Genomic DNA, 12,747 nt, shown 5'->3' with positions numbered 1-12,747 from the left:
TCTCCTGTTTTGCACTATTCGCCCAAAATCTGCGAACGGCGCCTAAATGGGCCTGTTTGGCAGGTTTTTCAAGCGAAATCATCCGATCTCACGGCAAGTGACCTGCGCCAGTCGTTCATCTTGCTCCGGCCAGTGCGCGACATTTCCAACCTGACCACTCGCACGAGGGGCCGAAATCGCCTTCGGATCCACCTCGAACACGACCCAAGCTTCGTGATCCGTCTCCCCTTGGGCGACTATTCCATCAGAAGGCAGCCCATAATCTGGCGGGCAGAAAGCCCCTGCCCGCCCCGTTCCCAAATCCAGAATCTCACAGCCCGCGACCCCGCCCAAGAGCGGTGCCTGAACGATCAGTAACTGCCCCTCAATCGCCCTTGCACGGCAGGATTGCCGCACCCGTGTCTGCCCCGCAGCATAGTCCGTCGCAGAGGGGACAAGTACCATATCCACCCCTGCCTCGACCAAACGGCGCGCCAACAGCGGAAACTCGACATCATAGCAGATCAAAACACCAATCCGGCCAAGTGTCGTATCAAAGCACTTCAGTTCCACGCCGGAAACGATCTTCATCTCGTTGCGCTCGTAGGGCGTCAGGATCATCTTGTCCTGCCAATCAAGTTGCCCATTTGGGCCGCAAAAATAGGCCCGATTGACGCTCTCCCCTCTGCTATCAATGGCACAAAGGCTCCCCGCAAGCACATAGAGCCGATGCTTTTGCGCGAGCGCGGAGATCGCTTTGGCATAACGCTCGGCAACCCGTTGCATCTTGTCACGCCACTCAACAGGTGTCGGCTCACCACTCGGCGACCCGACTAGCGCCGCTTCACAACCCGCATATTCTGGCAGCAATGCAAGCTCCGCACCCTGAGCAGCCGCCTCACCAATCCAGGCATCCAAACGGCCTTCCAGAGACTGCCAATCATCGTGCCAAGTTGGTTTGTAAGCTGATGTCGCAATTTTCATAGTTTGCGTATCCAAAACTGAAGCTTCTTTGAGGTTTGTCGAGAATGCCCCACGTCAGTCCATTGAAATTCTGCAAGTACCCCCGTGAGTTTTTCATATCCCCGCTTCTGCCAGAATGGATCAAGCGGATGATAATCATGCGGTTTCATTGGGTGATCGTCCGGCCGGATCACTCCACAAAAGGCAGCATATGAACGGCCAAGAGTGCGGGCATGTCCCTCGCGCTTGTCGAAAAACGCATGCCCGATCCCCTGCCCGCGATATTCAGGCAACAGCACTGACTCGGCACAATAAAAGATATCTCCTAGAGCTAGTTCGGTGGTTTGGAATGCCCCCGCGAAGTCGTCCTCATGATCCTCCATCGGGGTACCTGTCGCCGCGCCGACAAGCCGCGCACCGTCAAAAGCCCCTACAAGGATTGCGCCGGCGCTCTCGCGGTAACTTTCCAAATACCGGTGCTCATATTCGAAGCTGCCCTCGTACAAATAGGGCCAGTCGCGGAACACCCGCATGCGCAAGCGTGCCAAATCCGGCAAATATTGGTCGAGGTCGTCCCCCGTCAGCTCACGAATTTCGACGCTCAATCAGACACCTGCCGAATCCAGTCCGCGAGGTTATAATAGGTCGTCACCCGCGTAATCTTTCCGCCTTGCAATGACATGAACGAACCAGCAGGCAGTTTGTAGGTCTGGCCCTTCGCCTCTGGCAGGCCTACGTCTGTCGCAAGATAGGTGCCGTTGACGATGAATTCCGCCGCAGCGCGACTCCCGTCATCGCTTGCGAATATTTCGATTTCGGTGAGGTGCTCCCTGTAACAACGCGCCATATGAGCACAAAACTCGGCGAACGTCGCCTTGCCAGAGCGAATTTGCCCCTCATTCACATGGTGCGCAACATCGTCGTCCAGCTCCGCCAGCATCCCGTCGATATCACCAGCATTAAAGGCCTCAAAATAGCGAACCATTGTCGCCTTCGCAGCGTCTCTCATTCTATGTCTCCTGCGGCGGCCCCCAACGCGCGGTCAGCCGTCCGATAATCTGATCCCGCGTCTGGCGATAGCTTTCGAGCTTCGCCTCACGCCCTTCTCCCAGCCCTGTCGGGTCCAGAATTGGCCAATACTCTACGTCGAGGTGGAAGAACCGCGTCAACTCCAGCGCCCTTCTTTGGCTCGCCGGCGACAAAGCAATCACTAAATCAAAAGAGGACAGATCGTCGCCCCATTGCTCCATTTCATCAAACGAGCGCGACCGATGCCGCGACAGTTCCACGTCAATCTCTTGGCAGACGGCAATCGCGAAACCGTCGATCTCCATATCGTTGCGGACACCGACCGATTGAATATAGCACTCAGAACCGTAGAATTTCTTCATGATGCCTTCCGCCATTGGCGAACGCACCGCGTTATGATCACAGCAAAACAAAACCGATTGCGGCAAGGGAGCCGCGGTTTCGTGTAACGTTGTCTCCCCCACCACGCCCTCAGCCCCCGAAATGCAGCACGCAGATCAAGGTAAACAGGCGTCGCGCGGTATCGGTATCGAGTTCGACCTTGTTTTCCAGCCGCTCCTGCAAAACCCGCGCACCTTCGTTATGGATGCCGCGGCGCGCCATATCGATTGTCTCTATCTGGCTCGGGGGGAGCGTTTTCACAGCGTCAAAATAGCTGGCGCAAATTTGGAAATAATCCTTAACAACTTGGCGGAACGGCCCGAGAGAAAGGTGGAATTCCGCAACGCCCTCGCCGCTTTCTGTCGTCACCTCAAAAACCAACCGGCGTTCACGGATCGACAACGCTAGAACATAAGGCCCCTCGGGAACCGCGCGTCCTTCGCGCTCCGGCAATGTGAAGCTGTTCTGCTCCAACAGATCGAACATTGCGACCCGCCGCTCCTGCTCGATCTCCGGTGTCGGCGGCGGGAGGTTGGAGTCATCAAGTTCGATGCGGCTGATATGGCTCATCTGGGTTCCTCGAAACTGTCGAAACTTCCTAGACCAGCCAGCCCCTCGGCGCAATTAACCTGCGTACCTATTTGTTCAACCGATCCAATCGCGCACTCACAGACAGGCCATGTGCTTCGAGGCTTTCAGAATTCGCCAAGCGCACAGCCGCAGGACCAATCGCCTGCAAAGCTTCCGGCGTCATCCGCGCGATGGTGGTCCGTTTGACAAAGTCCATCACAGATAGCCCACTGGAAAACCGTGCCGAGCGTGCCGTGGGCAGAACATGGTTCGGGCCGCCGATGTAGTCTCCGATGGCTTCAGGGGTCCAGCTCCCCACAAAGATCGCACCTGCATGGCGAATTTTGCCCGCCAACTGTTCGGCATCGGCAACACAAAGCTCAAGATGTTCCGGCGCAATCCGGTCCGAGAGCGCGGCAGCCTCATCAATATCGTTGACCGTGATGATCACACCGAAGTCGCGCCAGCTTGCTCCCGCAATCGCGCGTCGCTCCAACGTTTCAAGCCGCGTTGCAACCGCAGCGGCAACCGCCTCACCAAAGGCCTTGTCGTCGGTGATCATAATCGATTGGGCGCTTTCATCATGCTCGGCTTGGCTCAAAAGATCGATTGCGATCCAATCGGGATCATTGTTTTTATCTGCAATAACGAGGATTTCCGAAGGGCCGGCGATCATATCGATGCCGACCTTTCCAAAAACGCGCCGCTTCGCCGCAGCAACAAACGCATTGCCCGGGCCTGTGATTTTGTCGACAGGTGCAATCGTCTTTGTGCCATAGGCCAAAGCAGCGACGGCCTGCGCACCGCCGATCCGGTAAATCTCGTCCACACCCGCGATCCGCGCCGCCAGAAGCACCAGCGGATTGATCACACCGTCTGGCGTGGGGACAACAACAGCCAAGCGCTCCACTCCGGCGACTTTAGCCGGAATTGCATTCATCAGTACCGACGATGGATAGGAGGCCAAGCCACCCGGAACATAGAGCCCCGCAGCAGCAATCGGGGTCCAGCGCCAGCCAAGCCGTGCGCCCACCGCGTCGGTCCATTCCGCGTCTTCCGGCAATTGCCGTGCGTGATAGGCTCTGATGCGCTCGGCAGCGAGTTCAAGTGCCGCGCGATCTTCGACAGACACTTTGGCGCATTCCGCTTCAATCTCGGCCTCCGAGAAACGCATGGTTTGAGGCGTCAACGAGAGGCGGTCAAATTTCTCGGTCAGCGCAAGGACAGCATCATCCCCCCGCGCGCGCACATCCGCGATAATCTCCGCGACGACAGCATCCACATCAGGGCTGTCCTCCCGCTTCATCCCCAAAACAGCATCGAATTTGGTTTCGAAATCCGGGTCGTTTGAAGAAAGAAACTGGGGCATGTCTGGCACTCTCTTGATTTGCGCACCGACATAGCCCTGATCACAAGGCTGGGCAATGCGCCGAACAGTTCAATCAAATATCGTGACGCGGCCGTTTGGACGAAGGCGCTTCGTAAGGTTTCGTCACGTCTTGCAAGAGAACGCCCAGCGCCTCAACGTCCAGTGCAATAACGCCATCGCCGGCGAACGTCATCACCACCCTGCCCGCGCCATCCTCAGAGGGGTCAAACGTTACAGCTAGAAGAGAAAGAACGGTGTCTTTCTCGGTTGCGGTGACGCCCTGCGATTGTACCTTTTGAACATCCTCAAAAACCAGCAGCGAGCGGACCCTTTCAAAAGGCCGTTTTTGCGTATCTGCCTTGTCCAAATCTTCCCACCGGAAGCGATTGAGCAATAGCGCAAACCGACGGTGCTTCCGTTGCCAGGTGACATCCGCAATCGTCAAAACCGCGTCCTGCAACAGCGACGAAATCACCGACAGATCCTCAACATCGAGCGCCTGAAGCTTCAACCCGCGCTCGGCGCCGTCGGCAAATCGTGCATCCCCGCTCATGAGCCTTGCACCCGTTCGATATGTGCGCCAACTGCGCTGAGCTTTTCTTCGACATGCTCGTAGCCGCGATCCAAATGATACACGCGATTTACCTGCGTCTCTCCCTCTGCCGCCAGACCGGCAAGAATCAACGAGACCGACGCCCGAAGATCGGTCGCCATCACCGGCGCCCCTTTCAGGCGCTCAACGCCGCGCACCGTTGCGGTCCCACCCTGCACCTCGATATCAGCGCCCATCCGCATCAGTTCCGGAGCGTGCATGAACCGGTTTTCAAAAATCCGCTCCTCAAGAACGCTCTTGCCCTCTGCCGTGCATAGCATAGCCATCATCTGCGCCTGCAAATCCGTCGGGAAACCGGGGAAAGGCTCGGTCACCACATCAACCGCCCGCGGGCGGCCATTCGCACGGCGAACTTTCAAGCCAACAGGCGTTTCTTCGACTTGAACGCCAGCCATATCAAGTTTTTCCGCAAAGGCGGCCACCAAATCCAGCCGTCCACCGACGCATTCAACCTCGCCGCCGGCGATCACAGGAGCCAACATATAGGTGCCTAATTCGATACGATCCGTGACCACTGGATGCGTTGCACCGGAAAGGCGATCAACACCCTGAATCTCGATGCGCCCAGTGCCATCACCCTCGATCTGCGCTCCCATGCGCCGCAGACAGGAAGCAAGGTCGACGATCTCCGGCTCCTTCGCCGCATTTTCAATGACAGTCGTTCCTTTGGCGAGCGTAGCGGCCATCAAAACATTCTCAGTCGCGCCCACGCTGGCAAATCGCAGCGGCACGACGGCGCCCTTAAGCCCGCTCTTTGCCACCGCATGCAGGTAGCCGTCTTTCAGTTCGATCTCCGCGCCCAGCGCCTCCAGCGCCGTGGTGTGAATATCCATCGGTCGCGCTCCGATCGCGCAGCCTCCCGGCAACGAAACCACCGCGCGCCCCTCGCGCGCCAACAACGGCCCGAGCACAAGGTTCGACGCGCGCATTTTCCGCACGATGTCATAATCCGCGCGTGTACTGGTCAGCCCATGAGACGAAAGCGCCACGACACGCCCGTCATTCAACGCCGTAACCTCAGCCCCCAACGAAGAGAGCAACTGCGCCATTGTACGGATATCCGACAACCGCGGCGTATTCGTCAGCGTCAGCGGCTCATCGGTCAACAATGTAACCGGCATCAAGGTCAGCGCCGCATTCTTCGCCCCCGCGATGTGAATTTGGCCATGCAGTTCGGTGCCACCCTTGACGATAATCGAGTCCATAAACGCCTACGCTTTCTTTTGCTGCTCTTCTGCCCGCGCACGGGCCTGCGCCTTACGCTTTGCCATGTTCGCTTTTAGCGCAGCTTTCAACCTGTCCTCCCGCGTTTTAGCAGGATCCGGAGAGTTTTTCTGTTGGTTTTTGCCTGTCATGACCAAGCTGATAGCAATTGCCGAAAAAAGCGTCCAGACAGGGCTTGCGCCTTACGCGGAATACGGCTAATTCCCCGCCGCAGAACGCTGCAGTAGCTCAGTGGTAGAGCACTCCCTTGGTAAGGGAGAGGTCGGGAGTTCAATCCTCCCCTGCAGCACCATCTCCATTCACTCTACGAATAACTGAAACGGTTTCGCGGCTGCGTGGAAGCTGCCTAGTGCAAGCAGCTTGTGGCAACCAAGATCAGGGCTGGATCTATGTTGAAAGTGCTTTGCAAGCTCTGACCGAACATTTGCAAAAACTCATCCTGCACCTGATAGGCAAGTTTCTCCCGCTCGGCGGGGCATGCATGTATCCACCCAGATTTTGCCTGCAAGTGGTGCACCATTTCGTGTACGAGCACGGACAGATCGGCAATTGAACCACCGGACCAATTATCCGAGACGAAAATCGTATCGCTTTCCGCGTCATAAAGCGCCTCTACGGTTGCGCCATCGGCGCCCTCCATGGTGCCAAATCTTCGGAAATACAGTTGGTCATATGACATAGCCACGATCTGCGGCGGTGGCTGATCCCGCACGATGTTATGCTCCTTTGCCAACCACAATTGAACAAAGTCAAAGATCGTCGGCACCGCACGGTCTTGCGCGCGCCCTACAGTGCCTTCCAGCGCGCAGAAACAGAAAACCGCAAGTGCAAATGGGCGCAACTTCATGGAGAGTGCCTGTACTGATTGGTTCAATCACAGGCTGTGTCCCGTCGGCATCCGTGTCCTGACAGAACGCTGAATTTTCTTGAAATTCCTGTTATATTTGCGAGGTCAGGAGAGATTCTTATTCATGAACGCTCATTCGATACCCATCGGCGATGTCAGCCTGAACCGGCAGCTCGGATGCCTTGAAGACAGTAACGGGCAACCGCTCCATTTGCGGCCAAAGTCATTTCAAGTGATTGATGTCCTCGTTCAAAGGCGGGGCGAGCTTGTCACGAAAGACGATCTCGCTTCTGCCGTTTGGCCCGAGGTAGCGGCATCGGACGAGTCACTCTCCCAATGCATCAGCGACATCCGCCGCACATTGGGGAAGACGAACGCCCGCCTTCTCAAAACCATTCCAAGGCGCGGTTTCATCCTTGAAGAACAGCCAATCGCACCGCAAATCGCTCCACCGCGTCACCCGTCTCTCGTCACGCTAATGATCACCGCTGCAGTGGCTTTGGGTGTTGTTTTCTTGTTCACCATCAATCCGCTTTCCAGAACGAGTGAAGCGGTGCCGGAATCCACAATCGTCAGCTTCGAGAGCATCGATTGGGAAGATCGCGCAGCCAATGATCACCTTCGCGCCGAACTTCTTGAGATGCTCGAGACACAACCCGCAGACGCCGACGCTTGGGCAAGATTGGCGCAAACCTACTGGCGAGAGGTGCGGTTCAGCGAGTGGGGCGGTGGACGCCGCGAGCTGACACTCGCCTTGGATGCGATCGAACAATCGTTTCACTTGGGCGGCAGCGCGACAACCTATCAAACGCTCGCGCAAATTCGGCTCGAAGCCCCATACGCAAACGAACGCTCTACGATAGATGCTCTGGCCGCCGCTCGATCTGCGGTAGACGAAGACCCAACCCAGCCCGAAAACCTTCGTATCCTTACGGAAGCCTTGGTAGCAAACGGCCATATGGCGGAGGCTGTCACGGCCATCGAACAGGCTCTCGCTACCCTTCAAACGCCCCCTGACAGGTTCAGAGAAACCGCGGGCCTAGTGTATTTGCTCAGCGATCAACCCGCAAAGGCCGCCGAACATTTTGGTCGCCTTTACGGCGCAGGTACATTTGCGTCCTCTCGCAGTTCCGCCGGCTGGTTTCTCGCCGCGAGCCTCGCTCTTGCTGGGCGCATGGATGAGGCAGAACGCGCTCTTGATGACGTGCGCGCGAAACGGCCAGAGCAAACCACGCGCGATGTCGCGATCCCCCTGTCGCGCCGCTTCGGAGATCGCGCGGAACTGAATGTGGTGATTGACGGCCTCAAGCTTGCAGGAATGCCGCACTAATCTGCCTGTGCGTCAGGGCGCTCCTCGGCTAGGAAATCACGGTAATCCGCCCACACCCGCCCGATGTCCGCATTGGCAGCCGCGTCCGAGAGGATAACCTGCTCCCACGCCATCTCAAGCGCAGACAAAACAGGCGAAGGCCACGCGGCGAATTGCACACCCTGCGCCGCGAACTGCGCGCGGGCATTTTCCTGCAAAGCGACTGCGTCCGTCTCGGCCCATTCCGCGACTTCACCGCAGGCGGTCCTGATGGCTTCCCGTTTTTCGTCACTGAGTGACAACCAAGTGATCTCGGTCATGAGGATTTCCAGCGCGGTCGCGGGCTGTTGCCAACCCGACTCCATCAGGATCGGGGCCACCTCCCAGAGCGAAAGCTCAACGTCTATTGATGGCATGGCAAATTCAGCGGCCGTAATGATCCCTGTTTGAAACGCAGGATATATGTCGCGCGCGGGCAAGGCGAATGTCGTCGCGCCCAGTTCCGCCAAACTGCGCGCGCCATACCCGAAGGCGCGCATCCTGAGCCGTTCCAGATCTTTCAGCTCCGTCACCGGCTCCGCGAACCAGCCACCGGTTTCCGCAGGCAACGCTCCGCAATAGACACTCCGCAATCCGTGTCGTGCATAGATTTCCTGCAATATTTCGTTTCCGCCCCCGTGCATCCACTGGGAGAAAACCTCTTGATCGGGGCCGAAGGGAAACCCGCCAAAGAGGATGAGCGACGGATCTTCCCGATAGTGATGCCCCGGCGACCCCCAGACAGCATCCACCAATCCTCTTTTCAGAGCCTCGAAAGCATCGACATCCATAATGAGCTGATCATGAATCTCCATGCGGAATGCCCCGCTTGTCTCAGCATCGACTGCGTCCGCAAACACCCACGCGGACTCGCCAAAAAGCTTCGGATGCAAGAGACTGTTCACCCGCCACTCCGTAATCTCGGCCGCAGCGCCTACCGCCGGAACAGTCATAGCCACGAGAAGCGCCGCAAAATGTGTTTTGATGAATTTCCGCATGCTCAAACGTCGTCCGATAATTCCGATACCCACACTAACTTGCGCCGGTAAAGAGCCGTTGTCTTGAGCGAAACCTGAAAAAACGATGAAAACGCAAAGATTCTCCTAAATCCGCCCTGAACAGCAAAACAAGCGCCAGCCACCTGATCATATACCTTGCAATAGGAACGTGGTATCAAGGGCCACTGCTACCAAGGCGCTCAGCCTAGAGGGACTGCATACCCGATGATGACACCCGAGGAAGTCATCCCGATCAAACGGAACTTCTCCGAAAAGCGGCGCATCCTAACGGTGTACGTCACAGGCGGCATGTGCCTTCTCGTCACCGTCGGTTGGTATCTCGTGGCACTGTGGCTCGAAAGCGCCGCGCTTGCCTACGTTCTCATCCCTGCCTTGGTGAGCGTCATCGCGCTCTTTGCGCTCATCGCATTGGGGAAGGATCTGCTCGGTCGTGTAATCTGGATGATCGGGACCAATCTATCGATCCTCGGTGGGTGCTTCATCATCGCGCGCGCGGGCCGCGTTGATCTCTTGTTCCTTGCCTCCGCAATAGGTCCGATCATGACATTTTCGATCCGTAAGGAACTGAAATATGTCGTATTCTTCGCTGTCCTATCATCCGTTTTCTGGATCCTGACATGGACCTTTGATCCAAACTTTTTCGGCACTCTGGTGTTTGATGATGTGGTCGCGGGTCGTTTGATTGCACCATTATCCACGGCCACGGCGGTTGTGGTCACGGGTATGGAAATATTCTATTTCGCGGCTGTGACCCTGCGCTATAGCACCGAGCTGAACCAATCCAACCTGCGCCTCGAAGACGCTGCAAAGACCAAATCCATCTTCATCGCAACAATGAGCCATGAGATCCGCACACCGATGAACGGTGTCGTCGGGATGGTTGAGGTTCTTGGCACCAGCGACCTCACGCAAGATCAACGCCGCATGCTGGACACGATCCGTGACTCATCGTTCTCGCTTTTGCGGATCATCGACGACATCCTTGATATGAGCCGCATCGAAGCGGGCAAGCTTCAGCTCTCGCCAGTGCGGTGTAATTTGTCGGAAATATGTGAGGACGCACTCAAAACCCTTGCCCCCCTTGCGGATCAAAGGCAGGTTGCCCTGTCTCTCAAGATCTCGCCCGACATCCCGAAAACGATTGTCGCAGATCCGGGGCGATTGCGGCAAATCATTCTCAATCTTGCAGGCAACGCGATCAAATTCTCCACCTGCCCCGTCGGCGCCAACTTTGGCGTGGTCCGGTTCATTGTCTCGATCGAAGATGGGGACAAAATTCGACTGGATTTCATCGACGTAGGGATAGGCATGTCACCTGAGCTGAAACAGTGCCTGTTCAAGCCTTTTTCGCAAGGTGACACCGATCTGAGCCGCAACGCCAACGGAACAGGGCTGGGGCTCGCCATCGTGAAGCAACTTGTTGACCGGATGAACGGCACGATCGAAGTTGATAGCGTCCTCGGCGAAGGTTCGCATTTCACGGTTCGTTTGCCAATTGTCGATGGTGACGATTCACTGCGGGATCAGTCGCTCGCTGGCCAGTCCATCGTTGGCATCGCCACCGCCAAAATGCATCGCGATATCTGGCAAAGCTACATCGAAGCCCACGGCGGCAAAGCGGAATGGGTCGATACCGAAGACGAGTTGATCGAACGTTTCCGCACCGAACCGGCAGACACATTCGCGCTCATCGGTAAGCTCGATAAGAAGTTTCAATACGATCTTGAAGCTGTGAGGAAATTCCAGAAAGCACATCCTGACCGGCGCACGGTAACGATCAGCAAGGACCGCATGCAGAGCTATGGCCACGTCGAGCCTAACCGCTACAATGTCGAATGCTCGCCACTCTTGCCGAGTGTCCTTTGGCGCGCCTTGGATACGATGGCCAACCATACCGACAACCATATCCCGACAGATGCTACTGCCGAAGCAATCAAAGAGCTGGCAGCCCCTGAAATCGCCACGAATGACATGCCTGCAACGGGGCTGAGAATTCTCGTGGCAGAAGACAACCCCGTCAACAGATCAGTGATCCAGCTTCAGCTTGAGAAACTCGGTCATACACCCACCCTCGCAATTGATGGTAAGGAAGCCTTGGCACTTTTGGAAAGCAGCCCGTTCGACCTCCTCCTGACGGATTGCCACATGCCCGTTTTGGATGGCTTCGGTCTGAGCGAAAAAATTCGCGCCGAAGAACAGGCGAACGGGCGTGACCGCATGCCAATCATCGCCATCACCGCTAATGCACTCAGCGGAGAGGCAGAGCGCTGCTATGCTGCGGGTATGGACGGTTTTCTTGCCAAGCCGGTGCGTATGGACGAATTGAGAAAGTCACTCTCCAAATGGCAAGAAGCGGCAACACCCAAGGCAGCCCCTACCCCCTGATGCCCCCTTGCGCGGCCCTGCCGACGATCTCGCTCAGAGCTAGCAACTGATCGGCCAGCGGGCTTGCCCGCCGCCAGACCATGCCTACAGTTCGCTTGGGTTCTGGTGCCGGAAACCGCGCCAGAGCGACGTTCGCCGATCGCGTTTCAACGGGCGCCGCCATTTCAGGGATCAGCGTGATCCCCAACCCCGCGCCGACCATCTGCACCAGAGTTGAAAGCGTCGTCCCGTCCAACCCCTCGCGGGGCCGCTCTGGTCTGAGCCGGCAAAACTCTAGCGCTTGGTCACGAAAACAATGGCCTTCCTCCAGCAATAGAAGCCGCATCTGGCTCAGATGGGCAGGATCAGGCACCGCCGCATGCGCTTCGGCCTTTGGCCTGACCAACATCATCGCCTCCTCGAAAAGCGGAACTTCCGTCAGCCACGGCTCCGAAACTGGCAAGGCAACAATTGCGGCGTCGATCCGTCCAGCGTCCAGTTCCTCAAGCAACTTCGGCGTGAGCGTCTCGCGCACATGAAGGTCCAGACGCGGGTAGGTCTGGGCCACTTCCGCCACAACTTGCGGCAAAATATAGGGCGCAATCGTCGGGATGATCCCCAGCCTCAACCGCCCCGAAAACTGCACCTCAGTCGCGCGGGCCAAAACCGACAGCTCATCAACTTCCCGCAATATTCGGCGGGCTCTCTTTACGAACTCTTCGCCAAAACTGGTCAACCGAGCCTGCCGCGCACCGCGCTCAATGAGCTTCGTTCCCAGCTCCGCTTCAAGTTCCTTGATCTGCATGGATAGAGCGGGCTGCGAAATTGCACAGGCATCAGCCGCCTTTCCAAAATGCTTGTGGCGGGCCAAAGCATCGACGTAGCGCAACTGTCTGAGTGTCATATTTATCATAAGCGTTTCTTATTTAATCAATCAGAAAATGCAACTTAATCTAATCAATCCCCTCTGTTATCTCCTCTTCATTCCTGCGGATCATGGCTTATATCTGAGTCATAACCGCACGCCGTGGCACCTCCAAG

General features: G+C 56.9%; 13 protein-coding genes and 1 tRNA gene. 3 read left to right on the top strand and 11 right to left on the bottom strand.

From position 1 onward, the window contains the following. Positions 1-78: 78 nt before the first annotated feature. From AB1E42_RS04460 to murA, 8 genes are all read right to left on the bottom strand, one after another. Positions 79-963, bottom strand: coding sequence for a carbon-nitrogen hydrolase family protein (locus AB1E42_RS04460; RefSeq protein ID WP_368345797.1), 885 nt, complete (start codon positions 961-963; stop codon positions 79-81). After that, on the bottom strand, positions 960-1,547 hold the full coding sequence (locus tag AB1E42_RS04455) for a GNAT family N-acetyltransferase (RefSeq protein WP_368345796.1): 588 nt from the start codon (positions 1,545-1,547) through the stop codon (positions 960-962). The genes AB1E42_RS04460 and AB1E42_RS04455 overlap by 4 nt, the downstream gene beginning before the upstream one ends. Next, complete coding sequence (locus AB1E42_RS04450) at positions 1,544-1,951, bottom strand: ketosteroid isomerase-related protein (protein ID WP_368345795.1); 408 nt, start codon at positions 1,949-1,951, stop codon at positions 1,544-1,546. The genes AB1E42_RS04455 and AB1E42_RS04450 overlap by 4 nt, the downstream gene beginning before the upstream one ends. A 1-nt stretch (position 1,952) precedes the next feature. Continuing rightward, entirely contained in the window at positions 1,953-2,348 is a 396-nt protein-coding gene (locus tag AB1E42_RS04445) for a low molecular weight phosphatase family protein (RefSeq protein ID WP_368345794.1), read from the bottom strand. Positions 2,349-2,442: 94 nt separating this feature from the next. Next, complete coding sequence (locus AB1E42_RS04440) at positions 2,443-2,922, bottom strand: UPF0262 family protein (protein WP_368345793.1); 480 nt, start codon at positions 2,920-2,922, stop codon at positions 2,443-2,445. Between the two features lie 67 nt (positions 2,923-2,989). Beyond that, positions 2,990-4,291, bottom strand: coding sequence for a histidinol dehydrogenase (gene hisD / locus AB1E42_RS04435; protein WP_368345792.1), 1,302 nt, complete (start codon positions 4,289-4,291; stop codon positions 2,990-2,992). A gap of 73 nt (positions 4,292-4,364) precedes the next feature. Continuing rightward, positions 4,365-4,844, bottom strand: a complete 480-nt coding sequence (locus AB1E42_RS04430) for a DUF2948 family protein (protein WP_368345791.1) — start codon at positions 4,842-4,844, stop codon at positions 4,365-4,367. Continuing rightward, positions 4,841-6,109, bottom strand: a complete 1,269-nt coding sequence (murA, locus tag AB1E42_RS04425; protein ID WP_368345790.1) for a UDP-N-acetylglucosamine 1-carboxyvinyltransferase — start codon at positions 6,107-6,109, stop codon at positions 4,841-4,843. Before murA ends, AB1E42_RS04430 begins: the two co-directional genes overlap by 4 nt. A 236-nt stretch (positions 6,110-6,345) precedes the next feature. Between murA and AB1E42_RS04420 the strand changes: the two genes are divergently transcribed. Next, a tRNA-Thr gene (locus tag AB1E42_RS04420) sits at positions 6,346-6,420 on the top strand. A 54-nt stretch (positions 6,421-6,474) separates the two neighbouring features. Here the strand turns inward: AB1E42_RS04420 and AB1E42_RS04415 are convergent. After that, complete coding sequence (locus AB1E42_RS04415) at positions 6,475-6,975, bottom strand: DUF6647 family protein (RefSeq protein ID WP_368345789.1); 501 nt, start codon at positions 6,973-6,975, stop codon at positions 6,475-6,477. 124 nt (positions 6,976-7,099) lie between these two features. Here AB1E42_RS04415 and AB1E42_RS04410 point away from each other — a divergent pair, with 124 nt between their 5' ends. Further along, the gene (locus AB1E42_RS04410) at positions 7,100-8,305 is read left to right on the top strand and encodes a winged helix-turn-helix domain-containing protein (protein ID WP_368345788.1); all 1,206 of its coding nucleotides are present in this window, start codon (positions 7,100-7,102) and stop codon (positions 8,303-8,305) included. Here the strand turns inward: AB1E42_RS04410 and AB1E42_RS04405 are convergent. Continuing rightward, positions 8,302-9,321, bottom strand: a complete 1,020-nt coding sequence (locus AB1E42_RS04405) for an ABC transporter substrate-binding protein (RefSeq protein ID WP_368345787.1) — start codon at positions 9,319-9,321, stop codon at positions 8,302-8,304. The genes AB1E42_RS04410 and AB1E42_RS04405 overlap by 4 nt on opposite strands. 225 nt (positions 9,322-9,546) lie before the next feature. On the opposite strand from AB1E42_RS04405, the gene AB1E42_RS04400 reads away from it, so the two are divergent. Beyond that, positions 9,547-11,727 (top strand): ATP-binding protein, encoded by a 2,181-nt coding sequence (locus tag AB1E42_RS04400; protein ID WP_368345786.1) that lies wholly within the window; start codon positions 9,547-9,549, stop codon positions 11,725-11,727. Here the strand turns inward: AB1E42_RS04400 and AB1E42_RS04395 are convergent. Next, complete coding sequence (locus AB1E42_RS04395) at positions 11,717-12,619, bottom strand: LysR substrate-binding domain-containing protein (protein WP_368345785.1); 903 nt, start codon at positions 12,617-12,619, stop codon at positions 11,717-11,719. The two genes, AB1E42_RS04400 and AB1E42_RS04395, sit on opposite strands and share 11 nt — an antisense overlap. Positions 12,620-12,747: the final 128 nt, after the last annotated feature.

Origin of the sequence: Pelagovum sp. HNIBRBA483, from assembly GCF_040931995.1 — a bacterium.
Classification (GTDB): Bacteria; Pseudomonadota; Alphaproteobacteria; order Rhodobacterales; family Rhodobacteraceae; genus JAEPMR01.
This window is presented reverse-complemented; position numbering and strand designations above follow the sequence as displayed.